The following is a 26,061-nucleotide window of genomic DNA, read 5'->3' on the forward strand; positions in this document are numbered from 1 at the left end:
AATCTTCCTAGATTGCTCTATCAGCGATTCTAACGTATACCCAAGTAACCTCAAGGAGTTAGCTTGAAAGGTTTTGTACAAGGATAGATTGTAAGTCTGACTCGAACGTTTGATGTAACTTGGTATAAAATACGTTATATGAATAGAAGCTGAATTTTATTCATGTCTTAGATTTACAGCAAAATAGAATAAAAGCGTGCAGAAGGTCACGCGATGCTCATTAGCGTCTAAACATATTTATTCAAATTTCTCAGAGACTTTTGGTAAAGTAACACACATAAATGATAAATAAGCTGCAGCTTGAACACTTGTTCAGCGATGCAGAGAACAGAGAGTGAAAAATGCAGGAATTGCGACTAGTACTTATCATCGTAGGCTTACTTGCCATTGCCGCTTTGCTATTCCACGGTTTATGGACAAGTAAAAAAGAAGGTAAAGCCAAGTTTGGTAATAAGCCTCATCGTAAGCTCGGAAATACAGAGCAAGAAGAAGAGCCTGATTATGCCGCGACTCGTGCGTTTGCTCCAGAAGATGATTTTGAGATTATTCGCAAACCACGTAAAGAGCCCGAATTTAACAGTGACAATGCTGAAAAAGACACACCATCTTTTGACCCACTTGTCGACAGTGATGAACCCTTACCGTCTTTTTCATCCATCGATGACAACGAAACTGCAGCAAAAACTGACGTGGAAGAACCGTTAGAACCTTCTGAAGTAACGGCTGCAGAAACCAGAGAAAGCGTTGAGGCTAATGCTCAGAAAGAAGAAGTTGTCCAAGTTGCGGAATCCGAAGTTAAAGCCCAAGAGCAAGTCAACGAAGAACTAGAGCCAGAGAAAGAAATGGAAGTGCTGGTTTTGAACGTTCACTGCGCTGGCGATACGCCATTTGTTGGGACCAGCCTGTTTGAAAGTATGAAGCAAAACGGTTTGCTGTATGGAGAAATGGATATCTTCCATCGTCATGCGGATATGTCTGGAACAGGGAAAGTTTTGTTTAGTGTCGCGAATATGATGCAACCTGGTACTCTGGCGCATGACGATCCAGAAACGTTTGAGACAAAAGGTATCTCCTTCTTTATGACCCTGCCATGTTTTGGTGAAGCAGATCAAAATTTTAAATTGATGTTGAAAACGGCTCAGCAAATTGCAGATGACTTGGGTGGGAATGTCCTAGACGATCAGCGCAATTTAATGACACCTGATAGGTTGGATGCTTATCGCAAGCAGGTCCGTGATTTTTACGACAGTTAGTATTGTAATTCACGAATACAAGATAGAATAAAACAATCAGGGCTCATATAGAGCCCTTTTTACTGAGCAAGACAGAGCAAGTTATGACTAAGAAGACTGAGCAGCTTTACTCCGAATTGAAGCAAACCCTTAACCACTATGCAGTAAAATATTATGTGGAAGACAACCCAGAAGTGCCTGATGCTGAATATGATCGGTTGATGCGACAACTGCAGGAGATTGAGGGTGAGCACCCTGAGTGGGTGACGGTTGATTCCCCAAGTCAGCGAGTGGGTGGAGCCGCATTAGATAGCTTTACCTCAGTCGCTCATGAAATCCCAATGCTTTCTCTTGATAATGCGTTTGACGATGCTGAATTACAAGGGTTCTACCGCCGAGCGAAAGAGAGAGCGGTTGGTTCTGATTTTTCCACATTCAGTTGTGAACCCAAGCTAGACGGTTTAGCCGTTAGTCTATTGTATGAAAATGGTTTGCTTGTTCAGGCCGCTACTCGTGGCGATGGTGCGACGGGCGAAAACATCACAGAGAATGTCCGTACTATTAATTCAATCCCCCTCGTGCTTCAAGGCGATGATTGGCCAACACGCATTGAGGTTCGTGGTGAGGTGTTTATGCCTAAAGCGGGTTTCGACAAAATGAACGAGCAGGCAATCAAAAAAGGTCAGAAACCCTTTGTAAACCCGCGTAATGCAGCCGCAGGTAGTCTACGTCAACTTGACTCTAAAATTACGGCTACTCGTCCACTTAGCTTTTACGCATACAGTGTGGGCGTTGTTGAAGGAGGCACCCTTTCTGAAAGTCACTACGAGCGCTTTCTACAACTAAAATCTTGGGGCTTACCCATGTGCCCTGAAACCCAAAAAGTTGAAGGTTTAGAGAATGTTTTCGATTTCTACCGAAATATTCAAACGATACGAGACGATCTCCCTTATGAGATAGACGGTGTTGTTATCAAAATCGATGATATTGCCATTCAAGAGGAATTGGGTTTTGTTGCCAGAGCACCGAGATGGGCGATCGCCTACAAGTTTCCAGCACAGGAAGAAATCACGGTATTGAATGATGTCGAATTCCAGGTTGGGCGGACTGGGGCTATTACCCCTGTTGCTAAGCTAGAACCAGTGTTTGTGGGTGGTGTAACGGTCAGCAATGCGACATTACATAACGCAGATGAAATTGCGCGTTTAGGCGTTAAAGTTGGAGATAGTGTCATTATTCGACGTGCTGGGGATGTCATCCCTCAAGTCACAGGCGTAGTGATGGATCGCCGCCCAGATGATGCTTCTGAAATTATCTATCCAACAGCGTGTCCTGTGTGTTCTTCCGAAGTTGAGCGTCTTGAAGGAGAAGCCGTTACTCGTTGTACGGGAGGATTGATTTGTCAGGCGCAAAGGAAAGAAGCACTAAAGCATTTTGTTTCGCGCAAAGCACTGGATGTCGACGGTTTAGGCGTGAAAGTTATCGAGCAACTCGTTGATCGAGAAATGGTCGAAACACCCGCTGACCTTTTTAAACTGACTGCAGGTGTTATTACTGTTCTAGACAGAATGGGACCCAAATCAGCGCAAAACGTAATTGATGCTTTGAATAAATCGAAAGAAACGACACTTCCTAGGTTTTTATATTCGCTAGGGATTCGTGAAGTTGGCGAGGCGACGGCAGCCAACCTAGCGAGTCACTTCAAAACTCTAGAAGCTATTCAAGCAGCATCAAAAGAACAGCTCATCGAAGTCAATGATGTAGGTGAAATCGTTGCTACTCACCTAAAACATTTCTTTGCGTCGGCAACGAACTTAGATGTTATTGCGAAATTACGGGAACACGGTGTTCATTGGAACGATGTGACCGACCAATCGAGTAACCAACCTCAGGTGCTTGAAGGGAAAACAGTGGTTATTACTGGTAGTTTCTCGCGATTGAACCGTAATGACGCAAAAGCTGCACTTCAGGCGTTAGGTGCAAAGGTGACTGGGAGTGTTTCTAAAAAGACAGATATCCTATTTGCGGGTGAAGCAGCGGGCTCTAAATTGGCCAAAGCGCAAGAGCTGAGCATTGAAATCCAAGATGAGGAAAGCCTTGCAAAGTTACTTGGTTTGTAGCCTAAAAAGGGTTCAATCTTAGAATAAGGCGAGCTAATGGGCTCGCCTTTATTTTTGTTTCAAAAACTTCTCGCAGTGGTAACGTTACTGTATTTAGATTAGCGTGAAAGGGTCGGTAAGGCTTTGGCATTCGCCCTCATTTCTCTGTTTGTACCATTTTATGAGTAATGATTAGGAATCATATGGTTAACGTTATATGGATACATTTTTGTAAGAATTAGCTTTTTTGAGAATTTTAAAGGGCAGTAAAAATAATTCAAAAAATTATGCAACTAATTCTAAAAATATTTGTCTATCAAAATAAGTATGAGAAATAAGATAACCATCTGAGAAATATTTGGTGAGCCATTTATATACATTACTTTACTATTAATTCTCATTGTGAATAAAGATATCAATTGTCCGTGATCATTCTCTGATTTTATTCTTTAGCAGCTATTGATATTACTCATTTTCGAGTCACTTCAACTTTATTGAAATTCATTCTATTCTAACCTATTGAAATATAACAACCACCTCTTTAATTCTAAGCTCAAAATTAATAACTGTGATTCATATCATTAAGTTGAGAAAAGTTTGCTCTCCTTCATATTTTTTTAGATAAAAAATAAGTTCTCGTTGATGTTTTCCTCCACGAAGTTAGTCTTGCTTCCTATGGATACACACTGTGTATGCAGGAAAAGAAAGTGTGAATTCAATAGATTTTGATTATCACGCAAATAGGAAAGATGCTTTCACCTTAGCGGCCAAATTGAGGTGTTAAGCGGACAAAAACAGCTATATCCATTTTAGGAGTTTTCCATGGAAAAGATCTTCAAACGCACTCTTCTAGGTGCAGCAGTAGCTACTATCGCGGTTTCTGGCTCTGCATTTGCTAAACCAGCAACAGAAACAGTTGACCTATACGGTCAAATCGCTATCTCTGTAGCTCAAAATGCTGAAACTACAGAAGGTAAAGACAAGCCAATCGTTATGGACAACGAATCACGTATCGGTGTTCGTGGTTCTGCAGATTGGGAACGTGGTCCAACTATCATCTGGCAACTTGAAGGTGGTAACGTAGGTGATGACGGTTCTGACAGCGGTCTAGGTGTGCGTGACACGTTTGGTGGCTTTGATTTCGGCGATTCTGGTAAAGTTCGTTTCGGTCGTGTACTAACGCCACTATTTGAAGTAGTTGATGGCTACACAGGTCAAAGTTCTGGTGGCGGTTTCAACGTAGGTAACACTGGTAACACTAACTACGATCGTCAATCAAACATGGTTCGTTACGATTCAGCAAACCTAGGCGGCTTCAGCTTCGCTATTGGTGCTGGTCGTGGTGACGAAGATGTTGCTGGTTCAAACGTATATTCTGCAAGCGGTCAGTTCAAAACTGGCGTATTCACAGCGAAGCTAGCTTACGAAAACAACACTGATCGTGAGAAAGTTGATAAAGCGGGTAACCGTGGTGATGCAAATGCAATGATTGCGGGTTTGAACGTTGACCTAGAAGGCTTCGGTGTTCACGCTGCTTACCTAACAGGCGAAATTAAACCTGAAGGTGGCAAAACTGGCGCAGCTGGTTTCGATAAAGGCACACAAAGTGCGTACAAATTTGGTGCTTACTACACTGGTGTAGAGCACTGGACATTTAACCTGAACTTTGCAGCTTCTACGGACGCGAAAACTGACGGTGACACAATCAAAGACAAAGACCAAACTATCACTGGTCAAGCGATGTACAGCATTGATTCAAATGCAGTTGTTTACGCTCGTCTAGTTCACCACACTGATAAAGTTGGTAGCGACAGCGATAGCGATCTAGGCTGGCGTCTTGGTATGGAATACTACTTCTAAGACCCAGTTACACTGCCTTTTTCAAATTTGCCGACGTGCTAGACACGTCGGCTTTTTTGCCAAATAAACTAGAGATAGTTTTAGGTGAAAGCTGAAAAGCAGACAAAAGAAAAGCCACTTTAAGTGGCTTTTCTTTTGTCTATACTGTTTTACTCTGTGGTTTATATCTTTAAATATGAGGTTAGTTGATATTGGAAATAGCCCAGGATAGAAACGCTTTCTTATCTTCTTCTGATGCGTGTTTGAACAGCTTTTGCAACGATTCCAAATCTGATGAAGCAACGTGTTTTACTTTTTTCTCGTTCTTTTTCTGCATTGGCTTACTTTGAACTGGCTTTTCGGAAAAAGCAGCTAAACTCGCAGGTTCTGAGCTAGCATTAAAATTACTGACTTCTTGAACCATATCCGGCATGAAAGTAAACCCGACCTTGATTTGACCTGTTTTTAGAGAATCGACCTGCCCTGTAGGACCATTCAAAAAGAATTTTGGCTTCTTATTGAACGCTTCACCTTGGCTGAGTGTAGTTATCCTAGGTACGGTTAACTCTAGGCTTGTATCTCTGGCGTCAAATGTTGCTACCAAAGGTTGAGATTTAAATTTTGTGTTTTTACTTCCTGCCTCGGTAACGACTTTTGCTACTCGAAACACCAGTTGGTTTGTGCCGTTAGGTACGGTGAGCGTTTCTTGATAATCGAACCCAAAACTGGAATACCCGATATCTTCTCCATTGACGATCATAAGCTGAACATCTTTAGGCATTGAAATTTCAACATCAGCCAATGTAGAAAATGGTATTAAAGCTGATGAAAGCAATAGCTTATGACTTAACTTCATAGTTCTCTCCCTGCAATATGAGAAACAAAATCCATACTGTATTTTATTATTTGTATCGCAAATAAAGTATTAATTAATCTCGTCTTTGCGATCTTACGCTTGAACTAATTTACAGTTATATTGGTAGTGCAAATATTGGTTTTATCGAGCTATTTTATGAATGTATCGAAAGTCGCTAAACTCACAGGGCTAACCCCTAAATCCATTCGTTTTTACGAATCGAAAGGCATCACTTCTCAAGCCATACGTAGTGCGAATGGCTACCGCACCTATTCTGAAAAACACATAGAAGAACTGCAATTGGTCGCGAGAGCGAGATCGGCAGGGTTCAGTCTGGATGAATGTAAAAGTTTACTGGAACTTGCGTTCAACCCGTCGCGAACAAGCGCTGAAGTGAAAGCGAAAACGCGAGATAAGCTCGTTGAAATAGAAACCAAAATCGCAGAATTAAACTTGATGAAGAATCAATTAGAAAGTTGGATTTCTGAGTGCCCAGGGGATGAAGGAAAAGAGTGTCCGATTATTGATAATCTGTGCGGGCATAAAAAATAGGTTTGCCACCAGGCAAACCTATTTGATTGATAACGTTCATATAGCCCTAGGACTTTACTCTACTGCTTCAATAGTAAGTACTATTCCGTCAACAGCGGTTACTTTAACAGCGGTACCTGCACTAAGAGGTCGTTCACTCATTGCAGACCAAGTGGTATCACCCATTCGGATGCGACAGCGTCCTGCTTCTATGTCTTCTTCTAGGCGAGTTATCTGCCCTACAAGCTGTTTGTCTCGTTGATTTAAGTTCGTCTCTTCTTCATTTAAGACGTCTTTTTTGTGTTGGTAGCGCCACCAAAGCCAAGTGATGACGAGTGAGAAAACAGCGAAACATACCCATTGAAGCTCCCAACTTATTGGAAGAAGCAGTTTCACAAACCCCACTAGGATGGCTGATATGCCAATCCACAATAGGTAGCCCGCGGTGCCGAGTAGTTCTCCACACAGCAACACCAAACCGAGAGCAATCCAGTGCCAGTGGTTCATCTGGTTAAGGATTTCTATCATATTATTTCTCTTTCGAGTCTTTGAACATTTCTGCGATACCCGCCACAGATCCCATCAAGCCAGTTGCTTCTAGTGGTAGCATAATGATCTTTCCATTTTCAGCCTGACCAATGGACTTAATGGCTTCAGTATAGCCTTGGGCGATGAAATAGTTTACAGCTTGCATGTCGCCTTGTGCGATGGCGTTTGAAACCATTTCTGTGGCTCTTGCTTCTGCTTCCGCCGCACGCTCTCTTGCTTCAGCTTGAAGAATAGCGGCTTGTTTATCACCTTCTGCTTTTAAAATTTCAGCTTGCTTCTGGCCTTCAGCACGCAAAATTTCAGCTTGTCGAACCCCTTCGGCTTCAAGGACTTCAGCACGTTTATTACGTTCAGCTTTCATTTGAGCATTCATCGCCGCGGTAAGATCGGACGGTGGTTGTACATCTTTAATCTCAATACGAGTCACTTTTACTCCCCATGGATTGGTTGCCTCATCCACGATAGAAAGTAATCGAGTATTGATCATGTCACGCTGGCTTAGCATTTCATCTAATTCGAGTGAGCCCAAGACAGTTCGAATATTCGTGAGGGTTAGGTTACGAATCGCGTGTTCTAGGTCATTAACTTCGTAAGCGGCTTTTGGGGCGTCCACTACTTGTACGAAACAGACAGCGTCAATGGTTACGTTGGCATTGTCTTTTGAAATAACTTCTTGTGCTGGAATATCCAGTACACGTTCCATCATGTTTACTCGGTGACCGACGGAATCGATAAATGGGATAATAAGGTTTAAACCTGGCTTAAGGGTTTGGGTGTAGCGACCAAAGCGCTCTACAGTCCAGTTATTGCCTTGAGGAACGGTTTTGACACCAGCTACGATAAAGATAATGGCGACAAAAATAAGCACGCCAACGGTGATGAGAATATCGAGTTCCATGACTATATCCTTAATATATATTGGACAAAACAGAATACAGTGAACCGAATTAATCTGAAACTTAATTTATGAAACGAGTTTGATTTTTGCGCTGTATTTAGCACGTCCATAAAAATTTAAAGGGAGAGGTTTTTAAAGGCAGTGCATTCTGTACCTGCTTAAGTACCAGTAAACCACACTGCCTTTGAAGAGTTAGTACAATAATGAATAAAGTTTTCGTCTATATTGACCGGCGAATGCATGCCCTTGTCCAAGTGCTGCCAATATATCCATAAAAGATTTCTTTAGATCGCCATCAAGTGCATTCAAGTCTTTTGAGAGGAACGACCAAAGTAGCTCTAACGCTTCTTCATCTCGACCAACTTGATGGTATTGCAAGCCTAGGTCGTTTGCTAGTTGAGCATCGTTTGGTGATTGTTGAAATTGTTGCTCTAGCGCTTGAATTTCTGGGCTATCAGCGGCTTGCTTTTGCAGATCCAGTTTGGCAACTAGGCCTTTATAGTAGTTGTCTTGATATTCTAATGGAATTGTTGATAGAAGTTGTTCAGCTGACTCAAATTGATTCGTTTCTAACAAACAATCTACGGTGACCAACTTAACGTCACCACGCTGCTTGAATTCCTCTTCTAAGGTCGAGATGTCAGCTAATGCTTCAGAATATTGTTGTGCTTGAATCTTTTCTTGAATGACTTTGAGCGCAAGTTCGTCTTGACTAGGTAAATGTTTTGCGAGCATTTCTTTAATTTGCTCAATCGTTTGAGGACCGCCTAATCCATCAACAGGTTGACCATTTACAAATAGGGCGATCGTCGGCAGAGCCTGTACGCCAAATTGACCAGCAATCATTTGTTCTTGTTCGCAGTTTAACAAAGCAAGAGTAAATGCACCTTGGTATTGGTTAGCTAGAGTTTGCAAATCGGGAATGATTTGAGCACTTTCTTGGCTCATCGGAGCCCAAAAATGTATTAGTACAGGTGATTGGGCTGAACCTTCGAGTATTTGACGAAAATTCTGCTCATTTAACTCAACGATGTAATCAGACGACATGGTCTTTCCTTAATTATGGGCACTCCCTATTAGGTAAGGGTAAATAGGCGAGAAATCAAGAGGAAATGCCACATGATGTGGCACTTGGGTAATAAGCAAGCAAAGGAGTAAGTCACAGTATTAAAATAAGAAGCACTACACCTATGCTCAGCCAGTTCAGCTGGTTTAGTGTCATTGTTTCCTCAACAGGTATTGCTAGGGGATACGGGTAAAGCAGAATCTTCTTCAGTGTTAATACTAGAGAAGAATTATTAACGTTTAATGACACTATTGAAATTAATGAGTGAAACTCGTTGGTATAAAGGAATGTATGTATCTAATTAATTGTTTTAAAAGGATTTGATCGCAACCTATGCCGCTTTTGAAAGGATTCTATCCAATAAACGAGTCGGAAGAATTCGTTTCAGGATGGCAAATACCTTGGTTGGCGTGGTTACGTGATAGCGAATCTTGGGTTTAGGAGACTCTATGGCATGAATAAGCGGTTTAATAATAGATTCTGCAGGTAAGGTAAAAGCATTACCGGATTTGTCATTCGCCAAGCGTTGAAGTTGCAACTCGTATTCTGCTTTATGGACACTCGATTCTACAGGAATCCACTGTTTAAAATGCTTAAGGGCATTAGCTCTAAATTGAGTCTCGATAGGACCGGGTTCAATCAGAGAGACATGAACACCTGAACCTTTCAGTTCCAATCGTAGAGTATCTGTCCAGCCTTCTAGGGCAAATTTTGAAGAGTTATAGGCTCCTCGATATTTCATTGCTGCAAACCCGAGGACAGAGCTGTTTTGGATTATTCGACCTGCTCCTTGCTTACGCATGATTGGTAATACCTGCTTCACCAGTTCGTGCCAACCAAAAACATTGGTTTCAAATTGCTCTCGAAGAGCTTCAGTAGGGAGGTCCTCCAATGCGCCAGCTTGCCCGTATGCACCGTTATTAAAAAGGACGTCAATTTTACCTTCTGTGAGTTTCAGCGCTTCTGAAAGACCGTTACTAATGCTGTCTTGCAGGCTTACATCCAATTGAACACATGCGAGACCTTCCGAGCGAAGCTTTTCTACATCATCTTGGTGGCGGCATGAAGCAATAACGTTGTAGCCTTTTTCATGCAGTGCGTGCGCACAAACGTAACCGATGCCAGTAGAACAACCAGTAATAAGAACGGTGGCTTTCATTAAGTTTCCTTGTGGGATTTGAGCTTAGGATTTTGTTCCATTGCTTTGTTAAAGAATTGGAAAGAGCTCACCGCTATACATCATCTTTCCTTTAAGCTGAGAAAGAATACAGAGCGATGAGTTTTGCTTCATGAGGTTAGTTATATATCCAAGTTAACTCTCGCTGAACCTAGTATCTTGAGGTTACTTGGGTATAGTAACCATAATTGGTCAGCAGCCCTAATCTTGGTGTTGCAAAATATTTTTGAGTGCTGGCTCAAGACGAGAATATGTAAATATAAAACCCAGTTCCGTTAAGTGTTTAGGCTTAGCTCGAATACTATCAAATAACAACGATGAAGCCTCGCCCAATGCAAGTTGAATAACCCATTTAGGGGTAAATAAGATGTGAGGTCGATTCAAGACCTTAGCTAGGGTTTTGCTGAAAAGCTGATTCTGAACAGGGTGAGGGGCACACAGATTAAACACGCCACGCGCATAGTCTGTTTCAAGCAAATACATTATGGCTCTTACCATGTCTTGTAGGTGGATCCATGGCATATACTGTTTCCCGCTGCCTATTGGCCCACCTAGCCCCATTCTGTATGGCAGGATCATTTTTTCAAGTGCTCCTCCGTTGGTGCCCAGTACAATACCTGTTCTGAGTAGACACACTCGCGTTCTGTCAGATTCAGCTCGCTTGGCGATCGTTTCCCATTTGGAACACACTTGGTGGGCGAATTGCTCTTGGTGAACATGGAGGTTTTCATCGAATGGATGAGACTGTTGATCTCCGTAGTAGCCGACAGCAGAGCCACTAATAAAAACCGAGGGCGGCTGGGTACTGGCGTGGACAAGTGACACCACTTGTTTGGTTATGTCCCAGCGACTATCACATATCTTTTGTTTTTGATTATCTGACCAGCGTTTATCTGCGATAGGTTCGCCAGCAAGATTGATCACAGCATCGAAATCATTGAGATCGGAGAACGAATCGAAATCAGCGATGTATTCGATATTGCCAAAGTCGGCATGGGTGAGTACTTCTCTAGCCTTTTCAATATTTCGAGTGAGAACGACGAGCTGATGACCAGCTAAGTGCTTTACGAGTTCCTTTCCAATAAAACCGGTTCCTCCGGTCAACAACACTTTCATGTTCTTCCTCATTGTCTTCTTCCGTTCTTCATTATAGACGTTGGTCGCTAAGATAGATCAAAGTGGCGTTTGAGAATCAAGCGCCGTGATCGCATAAAGCTTGGGCAATTCGGATAATTGAGCATTACGTGGACAACACGTCTCACAAATAATTCCTTCTTAAACTTCATCACTCCAGCAGTGTCACATTTTCTTACATATTTATGTGCCATGCTGTATATGTCCAAGTCATTTTGAATGCCTTGGTTTACATCCATATTAAAGCAACAGATATCGACTTGAGCTTTCTCTAAGTAGTCAGGTTTGTATTACAGAATGTGTTTACTTAGATGAGTTTTTGAGTAACCACAGAATATATAACGACTGTTCGTATGGGTGCATTGCTTGCGATTTGCGTTTACCACAGGGGGTGTGATGACTGCCATTCTTGCGCTTGCTAAGTCCATGTTATCGAGTTTACGGGATCTGATGCCCATTATTTTGGTGATCGGTTTTTTTCAACTGGTTGTCCTCCAAGAACCTCTTCCTAATTTGTTATCCATCTTATTTGGCTTACTGCTTGTGGTCTTAGGGCTCACTTTCTTTATTTTTGGTCTTGAAATGGGGCTTTTTCCAATCGGCGAGTCTATGGCTCAGGCTTTTGCTCGTAAAGGAAGCGTAGTTTGGCTGCTCATTTTTGCTTTTAGTTTAGGATTCGGGACGACCATTGCGGAGCCTGCGCTTACTGCCGTCGCACAAGAAGCATCGGAAGTCGCAGCTGAAGGTGGAGTGATTGCGCATACCGAAGAGGCGATGGAAAGCTACGCAGATGGTCTTCGGTTAACGGTCGCGCTTTCTGTTGGTGTAGCCATTGTTATCGGGGTGATCCGCATCTTAAAAGGATGGCCTATTCACATTATGATTATCGGTGGCTACATCGGCATCGTGATTCTTACGGGGTTTGCTCCAGATACCATTATTGGCATAGCTTATGATTCTGGAGGGGTGACCACATCGACGATTACCGTGCCACTAGTCACAGCGCTTGGTGTGGGTTTGGCTTCTGCGATTAAAGGTCGAAACCCTATGATAGATGGATTTGGTCTGATTGCTTTTGCTTCTTTACTTCCAATGATGTTCGTCATGATCTATGGGATGGTGCTGTCATGATCAGTGTGTCCCTGTTTGTTGATACCTTTGTTAGCACCGTCACTGATGTTATCCCCATCGCCTCGATTATCTTTGGTTTTCAATTTGCAGTCCTTCGAAAGCCCATTGCGAATTTGGCGAAAGTTGTCTTGGGGTTTGTTTATGTGTTGCTCGGGCTTTCGCTCTTTTTAATTGGGCTTGAACTGGCCTTGTTCCCGTTAGGGGAAACAATGGCAAGCCAACTTACCGAGCCCCAATTTTTGCAAGAATTTAAAGTGTCTATTGGCCAGTCCCTAGAGTGGATAGATTACTACTGGGTGTACTTATTTGCTTTTTTTATTGGCTTCAGTACCACGGTTGCAGAGCCATCCCTGATTGCTGTTGCAATTAAAGCAAATCAAGTCTCTGGCGGCTCCATCAGTGTTAATGGGTTACGAATTGCCGTTGCACTGGGTGTCGCGGTAGGCATATCACTTGGCAGCTATCGAATTGTGGTAGGCGATCCAATCCATTACTACATTATTTCTGGGTATATCGTGGTGGTTATCCAAACCTTTTTTGCACCAAAGCTGATAGTGCCACTGGCATACGACTCTGGCGGTGTGACCACATCGACCGTTACGGTTCCCTTGGTTACGGCGTTGGGGCTAGGGCTTGCTTCAACTGTGCCAGGACGAAATCCAGTAATTGATGGCTTTGGTTTGATTGCTTTTGCCAGCCTATTTCCGATTATTTCAGTTATGGGGTACGCACAACTTACCCAGTGGCTGAATCAGCGTGCTTCGTCTAAGGAGAAAGAAAATGCGCTTTAAACTCATTATTGCTTTTGTCGAAGAAAGCAAAACAGATGTGGTTCTTGATGCTGCTCGCGGCGCGGGTGCTACTGGAGCAACAGTAATTAATCACGCAAGGGGAGAAGGTGTTAATAAGAAACGCACTTTCCTTGGGCTGATATTAGAGGTTCAAAAAGATGTCCTCTTGTTTGTTGTCGAAGAACATTTGTCTCGCCATATATTAGAAAAAATCAGTGAAGTTGGTGAGTTTGATGAAGCATCGGGGCAGGGGATTGCGGTGCAAATTGATGTCGAAGATGCGGTTGGGGTCGCGCATCAAGTTGAAACCTTAACCAGTGTGGTAGAGGAAAAGTTATGAGTATGCAGGTGATGATTCAAGTCAGAGAAGTAATGTCGAATTCCTATGTCATTGTGGATGGCTTGACGACAGTTCAGGAAGCGATTCATTTGGCAAAAGAGCACCAAGTAAAAGCGTTGCTGGTGGATAAACGGTATGAAGACGATGAATACGGCATCGTGTTAATGAACGATATCGCCAAACGCGTTTTGGCGCAAAACCGCTCGCCAGAGCGTACAAATATCTATGAGATTATGACGAAACCAGCCTTGTCGGTAAAGCCAACAATGAACGTGAAATACTGCGCTAGGTTGTTTGAACGCTTTGGCATTAGTCGAGCTCCCGTAGTGGAAGACGGGAAGGTAATCGGTATGGTTAGTTACAACAACATTGTCATCAATGGTATGTCAAAGCTGTCTAGCTAAATACTGAGGCGGCCAAGTCATAACATCTTCCTAGCAAAATAGGCTCAATTAAGTATAGAATCCCCTGGCTTATTGTGGGTTTAGGGCATGCCTAAACCCAATATTTAAATGGGAAAGCTGACTAATGGGTAAGCTGTTACATGGTAAAGCTATGAAGCTATTTTTTGCCTCAGACATACACGGTTGCGAACATGCGACCAATAAAGTCATTGATGCGTACTTGAAATCGGGTGCGGACCATTTCATTTTGTTGGGTGATACTCTAAGCCACGGTCCTAGGAATCCAATTCCAGAAGGCTACAACCCTCCAGAGGTGGCGAGAAAGCTAAACGAGTACGCTCAGCACATCATTTCCGTCAGAGGTAATTGCGATAGTGAAGTGGATCAAATGCTGCTTTCTTTCCCAATGATGATGGATTATTCATGGGTGCTGCTAGAAAGTGGCAAGCGACTGTTTTTGACGCATGGGCATTTGTTCAATACCAATAAGCGTCCGCTACTGAGAGACGGTGATATTCTTTGTCATGGGCATACTCATATACCCATTGCAGAATTAGATAATGGGGTCATTGTGTTTAACCCAGGTAGCGCCACTTTTCCTCGAGATGGATTCAAAGCCAGTTACGGGCTTTATGATAGCGGAGTATTGTCGGTGTTCACCTTCGATGGAGAGCAAATCGCTCAGTGCAACGTTTAGGTGTTACTTAGAGTCGGAATGACCCAGATCTCTTTCTGGGTCAATAACATCGCGAACTTTCTGTTTGAGTATCTTTGCTTCTGGGAAGCCTCCATCTTGCTTCCTTTCCCAAATTATATTTCCATTACAATGAATTTCGAAGCGCCCACCAGTATCGGGGTGCAGAGAAACCGTTTCGATTTCTTCGCTGAACGTATGCAGTAGTTCTTGGCTTAGCCATGTGGATCGTAACATCCAATTACACTGTCGGCAGTAGTAAATATCTATGATGGCTTTTTTCATGGCTCGCTCCTTAAAGCGCTGAATAAATGAGTTTAAGGCTGACTAAAATGGTCAGAACTTCGAAGGCTAATTTGATGACAGAATTAGGAAGCCGCCGCGTTGCAATAGCACCAAGCCATCCACCTAAAAAAGAACTCAGTAATAAGATTGGTACCCACGCCCAATGTGGGGCAACACCAACTTGAACGATGGCGACTGCTCCAATTCCATTCCAAAACAGCCCAACACAAACCAGAGTGAGGGCGACCGCTTGTTTATAGCTGAATCCAAACCATCGAACGAGAAACAAGGTAACGACTAAACCAGAGCCTGCCGTCAACGATCCATTAAATATGCCGAGAAGAAAAAGCGCACCGCCGCCAATTATCCACCCACGGTGATCTCTGTGGGTGGGAATCTCTTCTTTTCCCATGTTTTTTTTAACACGAGAATAAATACCAAGAGATAAAATGATGATACCTAACAAAAGCTCTCCAGCTTTGCCAGGCAACATAACTACAACGTATGCTCCAACAACCACGCCGAAGCAGCCTGTAATGACAAGATAGCTTGCCAGTTTTAAATCAAATTGCCTCGCTTTGAGGTGAGAAAAAGCAGCGCCTAATCCCATAGCAACGGTGGCAATCTTGTGCGTCGCTAATGCGGTTTGGAAGTTTAATCCAAGAAAAATAAGCAGTGGGAACTGAAGCAAGCCAGCTCCACCACCAGCAATAGAAGAGAGAGTGCTGGCAGTTAACGAGCCAACAAATAGGTAAGCGGTTTGTATCCAGTCCATAGCCATATCAAGAAAAGGGAGACATTCCATGCCTCCCTTTGAAAGTTAGTGAGAATATAAAACCGTGGAGCCATGATCTAAGCTGGTCATCAACAGGGCTTTCGCGTTAATAATTTCAACTCGTCTACTCTGCTGCGCGTCCATCTTGAAGATTTGAGTGATGACTTTGAGTTGCTTATTCGTAAAATCTTCACCCTGGTTTGAAGAGATATCTTTAAACTCATTTGGCTCGATCAGTAGGTAGTTATCACTCAGTTCCCAAGAACCATTTTCCGAGACATTAATAGTGGAAGAGGTTTGTTTTTCATGGGTTCCTGTGTACAAGTTAATTCGTGATACTCGCAGGTACGTTCCATTTGGTAAGTATTTTACATTGGAATCAATGGTCGCTTTACGTAATGGTCCTATGACTTCATCTTGCTCAGTGTCTGACTCAATAAACAAACGAGTGACCATGCGCGATTGCCACTCGCGAGACGTGAGTACGTTTTCAACCTTTGCGCCGAATTGTGTGTATATCCAAACACTGGTCAGTACAGACACAATCAGCATGACAATCGCGATTTTCAGATTTTTAGACATATTCATTAGTTACACACCTGAGCAAAATCCGGTTTAGTAGAAAAAATACGCAATGTAACGTTTTCGCTAGAATAATTGATCGAGTGAATATAGTTCAAAATGATTTGACCATTCTGACCACCAGTCGCGATAACTTGTACCGGTGACAAATCCCCTTCGTGCCTTGCTGCGTAGTGTTCGATACACTGCTCAATATTAGGCAAGGATTGAGCCATACTAGGGTGGTTCTCCGGCATTCTTACCGGAATACCACTCACTTCTGAAATGGTCACAAATGTTGATGGTTTTTCCTGAGTACCAAAAAATGTAAGTACCGGAACTAAAATAGCCAAGAATGCAGCAACCCAAAGAAGTTTACTTGGTTTCTTCTTAGTAAGCGGGGTGTCAGATGGAGTCGGCGGTGTGCTTTCATTGTCATCACGGATTTCTATTTGTACCACCGATTCTGTATCGGTGGCTTCTGGCTGTTCCAATTGCGGAGCTGCCACGTCAGTCGGTTCTGAAATTTCATCACCACTTGCAGAAGGTGCACTTCGCTCAACCGATGAAATCAGTTGGTAGCCTCTTTTGGGCACCGTTTTTACAAATTGAGGTGATTTAGTGGAGTCTTTCAGCATCTTTCTTAACGTGGAGATTGCCTGAGTGAGACTCGAGTCATCGACCTGAAATCCTTGGTCTTGCCATACATATTCGTGTAACTGCTGACGAGTAATAACCTCGTTTGGTCTTTCCGACAGCATCAGCAAAATACGGCTTTCATTACTTCCCAGACGAATAACTTCACTGTCGCTATGCTGGTCTACCAGCGAATTGCTGTTGGGATCAAATACAAACCGTTGAGCGAGAATGAATTTAGTACCGATATTAGTCATTATTGAAGCGCTTAATCTTGGTTAAGGTTCTGTGAACCAGAAGGAATGCGGGTGTGACTTCTATCACACTTTATCTTCTTTGAGAATTTTTACGCACCATAGAATAATCAAAAACGATCAAAAAAACACTGTTTTTATCTGTTTTGACCTTGAATTTACATTTACCAACCACATCTATCTAGCATTCTTGGAATTAGTTTGAAAACCAAGCATAAAGAAAGTTCCTGGTTTTCAATTCTACTTATCTAAATGTCTAGTTTTGGAGTGAAGATGAGCGAGACAACGACACACAATAAAGAAACTCGAGGCTTTCAATCTGAAGTAAAACAATTACTTCATTTGATGATTCATTCTCTATATTCGAATAAAGAAATCTTCTTACGAGAGCTGATTTCTAATGCTTCAGATGCGGCTGATAAACTGCGCTTTCAAGCACTATCAAACGCTGAACTGTATCAGGGTGATGCTGAATTAGGTGTTAAGCTGTCTTTTGATGCGGACGCAAATACCTTAACCATCTCTGATAACGGCATCGGTATGAGCCGAGATGATGTTATTGAACATTTAGGTACTATTGCGAAGTCTGGTACTGCTGATTTCTTTTCAAAGCTATCTGACGACCAAAGCAAAGATTCTCAATTGATTGGTCAGTTCGGTGTTGGTTTCTACTCTGCATTCATTGTTGCTGATGCTGTGACTGTGCGAACTCGTGCTGCCGGTCTTACAAGTGATGATGCCGTACAATGGCACTCTGCTGGCGAAGGTGAATACACCATCGAGAGCATTACTAAAGAATCACGTGGTACAGACATCGTGCTTCACATGCGTGACGAGGGTAAAGAATTCCTTTCTGAATACCGTCTTCGCGACGTGATCAGCAAATACTCTGATCACATTGGTATCCCTGTTTCTATTCTAACTAACGTTAAAGACGAAGAAGGAAAAGAAACAGAAGAAACCAAATGGGAACAAATCAACAAAGCGCAGGCTTTGTGGACTCGTAGCAAGTCTGATATCTCAGATGAAGAATACAACGAATTTTATAAGCATGTTGCCAGCGACTTTGCTGACCCACTAACGTGGAGCCATAACAAGGTTGAAGGTAAAAACGACTACACAAGTTTGCTGTACATTCCAGCTAAAGCTCCGTGGGATATGATGAATCGCGACCATAAGAGTGGTCTTAAGTTGTACGTTCAACGCGTTTTCATTATGGATGACGCCGAGCAGTTCATGCCAAGTTACTTGCGTTTTGTTCGTGGTTTGATTGATTCCAACGACCTTCCATTGAACGTTTCCCGTGAAATCCTACAAGACAATAAAGTGACTCAGTCTTTGCGTAGTGCATGTACTAAACGTGTATTGGGGCTACTAGATAAAATGGCGAAGAAAGACGAAGAGCAATACTTGTCTTTCTGGAAAGAGTTTGGCTTGGTACTGAAAGAGGGACCAGCAGAAGATTTTTCCAACAAAGAGAAAATCGCTGGCTTGATGCGTTTTGCTTCCTCTGAAGTCGATAATTCTGATCAAACAGTATCGTTGTCTTCTTACGTTGAACGCATGAAAGAAGGTCAGGATAAGATTTTCTACCTAACAGCAGACAGCTATGCTGCGGCGAAAAATAGCCCGCACCTAGAGCAGTTTAAAGCGAAAGGCATTGAAGTCATCCTGATGTTTGACCGCATCGACGAGTGGTTAATGAACTACCTAACGGAGTTTGACGGTAAGCAATTCCAGTCAATCACGAAAGCAGGCTTAGATCTAAGCAAGTTTGAAGACGAAGAAGAGAAAGAGAAGCAGAAAGAAACGGAAGAAGAGTTTAAGTCCGTTGTCGAACGCACTCAAACATACCTTGGCGATCGTGTGAAAGAGGTTCGTACTACTTTCAAATTAGCGTCTACTCCGGCTGTTGTGGTTACAGACGACTTCGAGATGGGTACGCAAATGGCGAAGTTGCTAGAAGCAGCGGGTCAGGCTGTCCCTGAAGTAAAATACATATTTGAGCTGAACCCTGAGCACGATATGGTTAAGCGTATGGCAGATGAAGCCGACGAAGAGCTATTCGGACGCTGGGTGGAAGTATTGCTAGGTCAGGCTATGCTTGCTGAGCGTGGCGCTTTAGAAGACCCGACGCAATATGTAGGTGCCGTGAACCAGCTTTTGACTAAGGTGTAATAGTCGAAACGCCATCACTGAGTAACACTGTATTGAAGCCCCGCTTTTGAGCGGGGCTTATTACCTAAATTGAAAATGACGCTTTAAATTCAGCTTTGGTAATTAGATTTTGGTCACTTTTTGAGTAGCCAGATAGGCAAGGGTCGAAAATATCTGTTTATGTATGGTATATTCACGCCCGATTTCATTGAGGTCTAACACCTCGTAAAGCAGTTATACCGAAACTTACCGTTCAAGCTGTGAGCTTCGGTATAAATTAAAAATATTAAGAGGATCCAACATGCGCATCATTCTTCTAGGTGCTCCAGGTGCAGGTAAAGGCACGCAAGCTCAATTCATCATGGAAAAATATGGTATTCCACAAATTTCTACTGGTGACATGCTACGTGCGGCTATCAAAGCGGGCACTGAGCTTGGTAAACAAGCGAAAGCAGTGATCGATGCAGGTCAGCTTGTTTCTGACGATATTATTCTTGGTCTAATCAAGGAACGTATTGCAGAAAGTGACTGTGAAAAAGGCTTCCTTCTGGACGGCTTCCCTCGCACAATTCCTCAAGCTGATGGCTTGAAAGAAATGAGCGTAGATGTAGATTATGTTATCGAATTTGATGTCGCGGACAGTGTTATTGTTGAGCGTATGTCTGGTCGTCGTGCTCACCTAGCATCTGGTCGTACTTACCATGTCGTGTACAACCCACCTAAGGTAGAAGGCAAAGATGACATCACAGGTGAAGACCTAGTTGTACGTGATGACGACAAAGAAGAGACAGTGCGAGCTCGCCTAGGTGTTTACCATGAGCAAACAGCTCCGCTTATTCAGTACTACGGAAAAGCCGCTGAAGCGGGCGATACTAAGTACCTGAAATTTGACGGAACTAAGCAAGTATCTGAAGTTAGCTCAGACATCGAAAAAGCGCTCTCTTAATCGTCGTATTTTTCAATATTTTGATAGAGTTAAAGCGGTCATGATGACCGCTTTTTTTGTTTTGATTTTCAAAAATCAGCGATAAGCCAAGTTTTTACGTGAAAAGGATTAATCCAACTCGCCTTGAGGTTCGTATATCTCTAGACTTAACGTTATGAATTAGCTTAACTATATCCAAGAGACTTGAGTGTCAGGTTTCTCGAATATAATTTTCAACCTGCAATTGGAAAAATATGGAAAACATGCCCAAACAAGGTATTTTGTTGGCGAATTTAGGGACTCCTGATGAGCCAACAGCACCTGCTGTAAAACGATTTCTAGCTCAGTTTTTGATGGACAAGCGTGTAGTCGACCTGACTCGTTGGTTATGGTGTCCAATATTACACGGAGTTATCTTGCCGATCCGTTCTCCAAAGGTTGCGAAACTCTACCAGTCGGTGTGGATGGATGAAGGGTCACCGTTGATGGTGTACTCAAAGCTCCAGGTCGGGTCATTAAGATCCGCAATTAACATGCCAGTAGAACTTGGAATGACCTATGGCAACCCAAGTTTGCAAGATGGGGTTGAGCGCTTAATGGCTCAAGGTTGTAGGGAAATCATTGTGTTACCACTGTTCCCACAATACTCATCAACGACTACGGCCGCTGTATCTGATGGTTTGTCGAAAGCTTTTAAGAATCTGCCTGAAATTCCAGGTTATACAATCATTCGTGACTATCATAACCATCCTATGTACATAAAAGCGCTAGCCGATAGTGTTCGTTCCCATTGGCAAGAGCACGGGCAATCTGAATATTTGCTTTGTTCCTACCACGGTATACCGAAACGCTATGCTGACAATGGTGACATATACCCTCAGCACTGTGAGGAAACCACTCGGCTCTTGGCGCAAGAACTTGGACTTACAGACACGCAGATGGGCATGACTTATCAGTCGCGCTTCGGGCGTGAGGAATGGTTACAACCTTACACTGATGAAACCATGGAAGCACTGCCTTCACGGGGAATAAAAAATCTCCAAATCATTACACCTGCCTTTTCAGTTGATTGCCTTGAAACTCTCGAAGAAATTGCCGAGGAAAATAGAGAGATATTTATGGAAGCTGGAGGAGAGGATTACCAATATATCCCTTGTCTAAACGCCAGCTCTAGCCATATAGACATGATGAACGCCGTTCTTAAGCCTTACATTCGTTAACGTGTAAAAATCTACACAAGGCTGCCCTCAACACGCAGCCTTTAAATAACCAGCGCTCAGAACTGTCCTTCTACTTATTGATCTATCCTTTTCTACTTCTTGTTTACAGATAACACAAACCTCCAATCGTTCTGAATAGAATGGCTCAATACATTAATTTTTGTTTTCAATATTGCATTTAGACTGATAAATGAAAGTGGTATTATTTACTGCTAGCTTCGAAAAACAGAAGCCTTTCAGCACTAATGATTTGTGATCTACAGGCTTTTATTTGTAACACACATGTAGAAATTAGTCTGATCATTATGAAAAAGGTTGATCAAAATAAATTGGTTAACCTACTGATAATTAATAATCTGTTTCTCTCCTTAGGCATGTTTGCTGAGAAATAGTTTAGACAGTTTGGTTATTTTAATGAAACGTTGGTATCTCTTATATTGCAAACGAGGTGAGCAAGCGCGAGCTAAGCTTCATCTCGAAAATCAGGGAATCGAGTGTTACTTTCCCGAAATCGAAGTTGAAAAAGTACTTCGAAACAAGAAACAGACAGTAAAAGAGCCTTTGTTTCCTTGTTACGTATTTATTCGGTTTGACTATCAAGCCGGACCGAGTTTTACTACCGTTCGATCAACTCGTGGAGTGGTCGATTTTATCCGTCGTGGCGCATTGCCATACGAGCTGGAAGGGGACTTGATCTACGAGTTGCGCCTTTTAGAAAAGGATGACGATCATTGTATTAAGTTACCAGAACCAGAAAAAGGTCAGAAAGTTAAAATTGAAGAAGGGCAATTTGCGGGTATTACAGCCATTTATGAAGAGCCTGATGGCGATAAGCGCTCGTTTCTATTGGTAGAGATGATCAATCGACCCGTTAAAGTGAGTGTCGAAAATGAATCACTAAATTGGGAAGAAAATAAAGGCGCTGAATAGCGCCTTTTTCGTATTTCTTGATTAAGAATTAGTATGCATCGTTATGGACGGCTTGTACCGCACGGCCTGACGGGTCGATACAGTTTTGGAATGATTCATCCCACTCAATAGCTTTTGCGGATGAACACGCTACCGAAGGACCACCAGGAACACATTGCGCTGCTGATTCTAGTGGGAATAGCTCTTCGAAAATCTCGCGGTACACATACCCTTCTTTGGTTGCCGGTGTGTTGTAAGGGAAGCGGTAAGCTGCTGTTTCCATTTGCTGGTCAGTGACCTTTGATTCTGCCACTTCTTTCAATGAATCTATCCAGCCGTAGCCCACACCATCAGAGAATTGCTCTTTTTGACGCCAAGCAATAGAGTCCGGCAGGTAGTGTTCGAAACACTCACGAAGAATGTGTTTCTCCATCTTTCCATTGCCACACATTTTATCTTCTGGGTTTAATCGCATGGCGACATCAATAAATTCTTTGTCTAGGAATGGGACACGACCTTCGACACCCCATGCCGCAAGTGATTTGTTAGCACGAGCACAATCAAACATGTTGAGTGCTAATAGCTTTCGTACGGTCTCTTCATGGAATTCTTTGGCGTTCGGTGCTTTGTGGAAATACAAGTAACCACCGAATATTTCGTCTGCGCCTTCGCCAGAAAGTACCATCTTGATACCCATGGCTTTGATCTTACGACCCATCAGGAACATAGGAGTCGACGCGCGAATGGTTGTGACATCGTAGGTTTCAATGTGATAAATCACATCACGGATAGCGTCCAGACCTTCCTGAACGGTGTAAGTCATCTCGTGGTGAACAGTCCCGATCTTGTCAGCCACCTCACGTGCCGCTTTTAAGTCTGGTGCACCCTCTAGACCCACTGCAAATGAGTGAAGTTGAGGCCACCAAGCTTCAGATTTTTCATCGTCTTCAATTCGCATTGCTGCAAATCGCTTAGCAACCGCAGAAGTAATTGAAGAGTCCAGACCACCAGACAGAAGCACACCATAAGGAACATCGGTCATTAACTGGCGTTTAACCGCATCTTCCAGTGCTTGAGTCAGTTCTTCTTTGCTGGTGGAGTTGCCTTGTACTGCCGCGTATTCGTTCCAGTCACGAGTGTAGTAACGCTGAGGTTCAGCATCGCCGCTGCCGTAGTAACAGCCTGGAGGGAACTCACTAATGGTCTTACAAACTGGAACTAAAGCCTTCATTTCTGAGGCGACGTAGTAGTTTCCATGTTCATCATAGCCCTGATAAAGCGGGATGATACCGATATGATCACGACCAATTAAGTATGTGTCTTTTTCTTCGTCATAAAGAACGAATGCAAAAATACCGTTTAGTTCTTCAAGCAGATCAGCACCTAGTTCTTGGTATAAAGCTAAGATAACTTCGCAATCTGAGTCTGTTTGAAAATCGAATTTGTCTTCGTATCTCGCTCGAAGCTCTTTGTGATTGTAAATTTCGCCGTTGACGGCAAGGATGTGTTTTTTGTCTTGGCTATATAGAGGTTGCGCACCACTATTTAATCCAACAATAGCCAGCCTTTCATGAGCTAAGATTGCACGCTCTGAAGAATATATACCGGACCAATCTGGACCGCGGTGACGAAGCTTTTTAGACATTTCCAAAGCGACAGGTCTTAATGCTGCTGCATCACTTTTTATGTCTAAGATACCAAATACTGAACACATACCATTACCTCAAGTAAATCCGTTTTAATCTTTTAAACTTAATTTGCCATGATCAATTAAAAAAGCAACATTTTGCTTTCAATTTATTTTATCAAAATGGCTTTGGTTAAAAATTATTTAATTTATATGGTGTTTTAGTGAATGAGATCTACTTGCGGATGTTTTTTGTTCGATATGAAGAAAAATACCGGCTTAGAGGCCGGTATTTATGTATTAAGTTTGTATTTTAAACTTTAAATTCAGGTTTGAGCTGCTCACAAACATGTCTTGCGAATCCGCTGCCTGCCTCGTTGTATATATTGAAAGCGGCATCAACCCCCAATTCTGTCAATTCTTCTAGCTGATCGGAATATTCTGCAATGGCAGCAATCTGGCCTTTAAACTCTTTCCGTTGTAGCTGATCTAAGGCTAATTGGTTTCCTAGGTGATGGGGCATAGCAAGCAATACCAATTTTACGTTGGCAGTATCGAGTATTCTTTCCCAAAAATCGGGGTCGGTCGCGTCGCCTTCAATAACATTACGTCCATGAGCGCGGTGCGTAGCTGCTGCGTCTGATCTTACCTCAACTCCCAGGCTTATTTTTCCATAGCGAGTTCTTAGCTCATCATAGGCACCTGTGCCAATTCTACCCATGCCTAGAATCAAAACTTGAGCGTGACCTGGGTTAATTAACTGGTCTTTGGCATGAAGCTTTTCTGCGGCAGCCTCTTTAAGCCATTTGGCGCTTCGTTGATAAATTTCATGCCCTGCGCGGGTGATAGGTGCAGCCAACACAAAGGAAATAGATACAGCAATTGCAATGGATACAAGGATATCACCAGGTAACCACCCCAATTTGTAAGCCAAGCCACCAACAATAAGTCCAAATTCACTGTAGTTAAAGAGTGTCAGTGAGGCGAGTAAAGACGTACGAACTCTAAACTTAAAGAAATTAATGGTGAAGAAGTACAAAATACCTTTCACTGGAAGTAGCAACATAAACAAGATAGCCAAAGAAAGCCCCGTCAATGTTGGCTCTTCTGCTAATCCAATATTTAGGAAGAAACAGACTAAGAATAGCTCTTTTAGATTGAGTAAAGACTTAGATAACTCAGAGGCTTTCTTGTGACCTGCTAAGATCATTCCCATAATCAGCGCACCGAGATCAGGCTTCATACCGACGATATGAAATAGCCCCGCACCAACAACAAGCGCAAAGAAAATACCAAAAAGAACCAGCATTTCGCCGTGCCCAACCCAATCAAGCACTCTAAAGAATAAAGGTCTTAAGAACGGTAGGATAAACAATGCTATTGCATACCATTCTGGAATTTTTCCCGTTGAAGCTGTCAAGAACACGACAGCGAAGATATCTTGCATAACCAAGATACCGATCGCGAGAGTACCGTACGTGGCGTTCATTTCGCCTTTTTCTTGAAGGCTCTTAACAGCAAAGACTGTGCTAGAAAAGGAAAGAGCAAAGCCAAGTAAGATAAGTTGCTCGAACCCGATAGACGAAAGAGTGCTGACCCCGAGAGTTTTTAGTAAAAGGAGCGCAGTGGTAAAAAATGCGGTTGAAACGATATTGTGTACCGTAGCACCTAACCAAATTTCTTTAGCTAATAAGGTTTTAACATCTAGCTTTAACCCTATCGTAAACAAAAGAAGAGTGACACCTAGGTCGGCTAGTGTCGTAAGCGTGTCGTTACTTTCGTAACCAAATGCATTAAGAGCAAAACCCGCAAGCAGAAATCCAACCAAAGGAGGAAGGTTGCATTTAAGGGCTGCAAAACCTGCTAGAAAAGCAACCGAGATAAAAATGAGTTCCATTGAAAGCCAGCTTTTTGTAAGTAGTTAGATTAACTAATCATTATGTTTGATCGCCAAAACGAAAAATGGGTCGC

The 26,061-nt window shown here is 42.7% G+C and carries 25 protein-coding genes; 13 read left to right on the top strand and 12 right to left on the bottom strand.

Features of this window, described 5'->3' with window-relative positions; all coding sequences use genetic code 11:
* Positions 1–341 precede the first annotated feature (341 nt).
* The 3 genes from zipA (at position 342) to LDO37_RS04660 (ending at position 5,191) form a co-directional block, all read left to right on the top strand.
* The gene (zipA, locus tag LDO37_RS04650) at positions 342–1,253 is read left to right on the top strand and encodes a cell division protein ZipA (RefSeq protein WP_224055337.1); all 912 of its coding nucleotides are present in this window, start codon (positions 342–344) and stop codon (positions 1,251–1,253) included.
* An 83-nt stretch (positions 1,254–1,336) separates the two neighbouring features.
* Complete coding sequence (gene ligA, locus LDO37_RS04655; protein ID WP_126607842.1) at positions 1,337–3,352, top strand: NAD-dependent DNA ligase LigA; 2,016 nt, start codon at positions 1,337–1,339, stop codon at positions 3,350–3,352.
* Between the two features lie 801 nt (positions 3,353–4,153).
* A complete protein-coding gene (locus LDO37_RS04660) occupies positions 4,154–5,191 on the top strand; it encodes a porin (protein ID WP_126608817.1) in 1,038 nt (345 codons plus the stop codon).
* A 181-nt stretch (positions 5,192–5,372) separates the two neighbouring features.
* Here the strand turns inward: LDO37_RS04660 and LDO37_RS04665 are convergent, their stop codons facing one another.
* Positions 5,373–6,026 carry a YccT family protein gene (locus tag LDO37_RS04665; RefSeq protein WP_126608816.1) on the bottom strand — a complete coding sequence of 218 codons (654 nt, stop codon included), beginning with the start codon at positions 6,024–6,026 and terminating at the stop codon, positions 5,373–5,375.
* A 156-nt stretch (positions 6,027–6,182) separates the two neighbouring features.
* On the opposite strand from LDO37_RS04665, the gene cueR reads away from it, so the two are divergent.
* Entirely contained in the window at positions 6,183–6,578 is a 396-nt protein-coding gene (cueR, locus tag LDO37_RS04670) for a Cu(I)-responsive transcriptional regulator (RefSeq protein WP_126608814.1), read from the top strand.
* A gap of 54 nt (positions 6,579–6,632) precedes the next feature.
* Here the strand turns inward: cueR and LDO37_RS04675 are convergent, their stop codons facing one another.
* The 5 genes from LDO37_RS04675 to LDO37_RS04695 all read right to left on the bottom strand — a co-directional run bounded on the left by LDO37_RS04675 (position 6,633) and on the right by LDO37_RS04695 (position 11,363).
* The gene (locus tag LDO37_RS04675) at positions 6,633–7,085 is read right to left on the bottom strand and encodes an NfeD family protein (protein ID WP_126608813.1); all 453 of its coding nucleotides are present in this window, start codon (positions 7,083–7,085) and stop codon (positions 6,633–6,635) included.
* Position 7,086: 1 nt separating this feature from the next.
* Positions 7,087–8,004 (bottom strand): SPFH domain-containing protein, encoded by a 918-nt coding sequence (locus LDO37_RS04680; protein ID WP_126608812.1) that lies wholly within the window; start codon positions 8,002–8,004, stop codon positions 7,087–7,089.
* Between the two features lie 192 nt (positions 8,005–8,196).
* Complete coding sequence (locus LDO37_RS04685) at positions 8,197–9,051, bottom strand: co-chaperone YbbN (protein ID WP_126608811.1); 855 nt, start codon at positions 9,049–9,051, stop codon at positions 8,197–8,199.
* A gap of 350 nt (positions 9,052–9,401) precedes the next feature.
* Positions 9,402–10,229 (bottom strand): SDR family oxidoreductase, encoded by an 828-nt coding sequence (locus tag LDO37_RS04690; RefSeq protein ID WP_126608810.1) that lies wholly within the window; start codon positions 10,227–10,229, stop codon positions 9,402–9,404.
* A 219-nt stretch (positions 10,230–10,448) separates the two neighbouring features.
* The gene (locus LDO37_RS04695) at positions 10,449–11,363 is read right to left on the bottom strand and encodes a TIGR01777 family oxidoreductase (protein WP_126608808.1); all 915 of its coding nucleotides are present in this window, start codon (positions 11,361–11,363) and stop codon (positions 10,449–10,451) included.
* A 414-nt stretch (positions 11,364–11,777) separates the two neighbouring features.
* Here LDO37_RS04695 and LDO37_RS04700 point away from each other — a divergent pair, with 414 nt between their 5' ends.
* The 5 genes from LDO37_RS04700 to yfcE all read left to right on the top strand — a co-directional run bounded on the left by LDO37_RS04700 (position 11,778) and on the right by yfcE (position 14,744).
* Positions 11,778–12,512, top strand: coding sequence for a DUF1538 domain-containing protein (locus LDO37_RS04700; RefSeq protein ID WP_126608806.1), 735 nt, complete (start codon positions 11,778–11,780; stop codon positions 12,510–12,512).
* On the top strand, positions 12,509–13,303 hold the full coding sequence (locus LDO37_RS04705; RefSeq protein ID WP_126608805.1) for a DUF1538 domain-containing protein: 795 nt from the start codon (positions 12,509–12,511) through the stop codon (positions 13,301–13,303). The genes LDO37_RS04700 and LDO37_RS04705 overlap by 4 nt, the downstream gene beginning before the upstream one ends.
* Complete coding sequence (locus tag LDO37_RS04710; RefSeq protein ID WP_126608803.1) at positions 13,293–13,643, top strand: P-II family nitrogen regulator; 351 nt, start codon at positions 13,293–13,295, stop codon at positions 13,641–13,643. The genes LDO37_RS04705 and LDO37_RS04710 overlap by 11 nt, the downstream gene beginning before the upstream one ends.
* A complete protein-coding gene (locus LDO37_RS04715; RefSeq protein ID WP_126608802.1) occupies positions 13,640–14,047 on the top strand; it encodes a CBS domain-containing protein in 408 nt (135 codons plus the stop codon). Before LDO37_RS04710 ends, LDO37_RS04715 begins: the two co-directional genes overlap by 4 nt.
* Positions 14,048–14,198: 151 nt before the next feature.
* Complete coding sequence (gene yfcE / locus LDO37_RS04720; RefSeq protein ID WP_126608819.1) at positions 14,199–14,744, top strand: phosphodiesterase; 546 nt, start codon at positions 14,199–14,201, stop codon at positions 14,742–14,744.
* Between the two features lie 3 nt (positions 14,745–14,747).
* Here yfcE and LDO37_RS04725 read toward each other — a convergent pair whose 3' ends face one another.
* From LDO37_RS04725 to LDO37_RS04740, 4 genes are read right to left on the bottom strand one after another with little or no spacing between them, the layout of a single operon-like run.
* A complete protein-coding gene (locus tag LDO37_RS04725) occupies positions 14,748–15,026 on the bottom strand; it encodes a SelT/SelW/SelH family protein (protein WP_126608800.1) in 279 nt (92 codons plus the stop codon).
* Between the two features lie 10 nt (positions 15,027–15,036).
* The gene (locus LDO37_RS04730; protein ID WP_126608818.1) at positions 15,037–15,801 is read right to left on the bottom strand and encodes a sulfite exporter TauE/SafE family protein; all 765 of its coding nucleotides are present in this window, start codon (positions 15,799–15,801) and stop codon (positions 15,037–15,039) included.
* Between the two features lie 45 nt (positions 15,802–15,846).
* A complete protein-coding gene (locus LDO37_RS04735) occupies positions 15,847–16,389 on the bottom strand; it encodes a regulatory protein ToxS (protein WP_126608799.1) in 543 nt (180 codons plus the stop codon).
* Positions 16,389–17,255: a transcriptional regulator gene (locus LDO37_RS04740; RefSeq protein ID WP_126608798.1), complete on the bottom strand. Its 867-nt coding sequence runs from the start codon at positions 17,253–17,255 to the stop codon at positions 16,389–16,391. Before LDO37_RS04740 ends, LDO37_RS04735 begins: the two co-directional genes overlap by 1 nt.
* Positions 17,256–17,525: 270 nt before the next feature.
* Here LDO37_RS04740 and htpG point away from each other — a divergent pair, with 270 nt between their 5' ends.
* The 4 genes from htpG to rfaH all read left to right on the top strand — a co-directional run bounded on the left by htpG (position 17,526) and on the right by rfaH (position 22,484).
* Positions 17,526–19,430, top strand: a complete 1,905-nt coding sequence (gene htpG, locus LDO37_RS04745) for a molecular chaperone HtpG (protein ID WP_101113497.1) — start codon at positions 17,526–17,528, stop codon at positions 19,428–19,430.
* A gap of 280 nt (positions 19,431–19,710) precedes the next feature.
* Positions 19,711–20,355: an adenylate kinase gene (gene adk, locus LDO37_RS04750; protein WP_101113498.1), complete on the top strand. Its 645-nt coding sequence runs from the start codon at positions 19,711–19,713 to the stop codon at positions 20,353–20,355.
* Between the two features lie 233 nt (positions 20,356–20,588).
* On the top strand, positions 20,589–21,554 hold the full coding sequence (gene hemH, locus LDO37_RS04755; protein ID WP_126608797.1) for a ferrochelatase: 966 nt from the start codon (positions 20,589–20,591) through the stop codon (positions 21,552–21,554).
* 414 nt (positions 21,555–21,968) lie between these two features.
* Positions 21,969–22,484, top strand: coding sequence for a transcription/translation regulatory transformer protein RfaH (rfaH, locus tag LDO37_RS04760; protein WP_126608795.1), 516 nt, complete (start codon positions 21,969–21,971; stop codon positions 22,482–22,484).
* A 28-nt stretch (positions 22,485–22,512) separates the two neighbouring features.
* Here rfaH and asnB read toward each other — a convergent pair whose 3' ends face one another.
* The gene (asnB, locus tag LDO37_RS04765) at positions 22,513–24,177 is read right to left on the bottom strand and encodes an asparagine synthase B (RefSeq protein ID WP_126608793.1); all 1,665 of its coding nucleotides are present in this window, start codon (positions 24,175–24,177) and stop codon (positions 22,513–22,515) included.
* 226 nt (positions 24,178–24,403) lie between these two features.
* A complete protein-coding gene (locus LDO37_RS04770; protein ID WP_224055338.1) occupies positions 24,404–25,987 on the bottom strand; it encodes a cation:proton antiporter family protein in 1,584 nt (527 codons plus the stop codon).
* Positions 25,988–26,061 lie beyond the last annotated feature (74 nt).

Source organism: Vibrio penaeicida (genome assembly GCF_019977755.1).
In the GTDB taxonomy this organism is placed as follows: Bacteria; Pseudomonadota; Gammaproteobacteria; order Enterobacterales; family Vibrionaceae; genus Vibrio; species Vibrio penaeicida.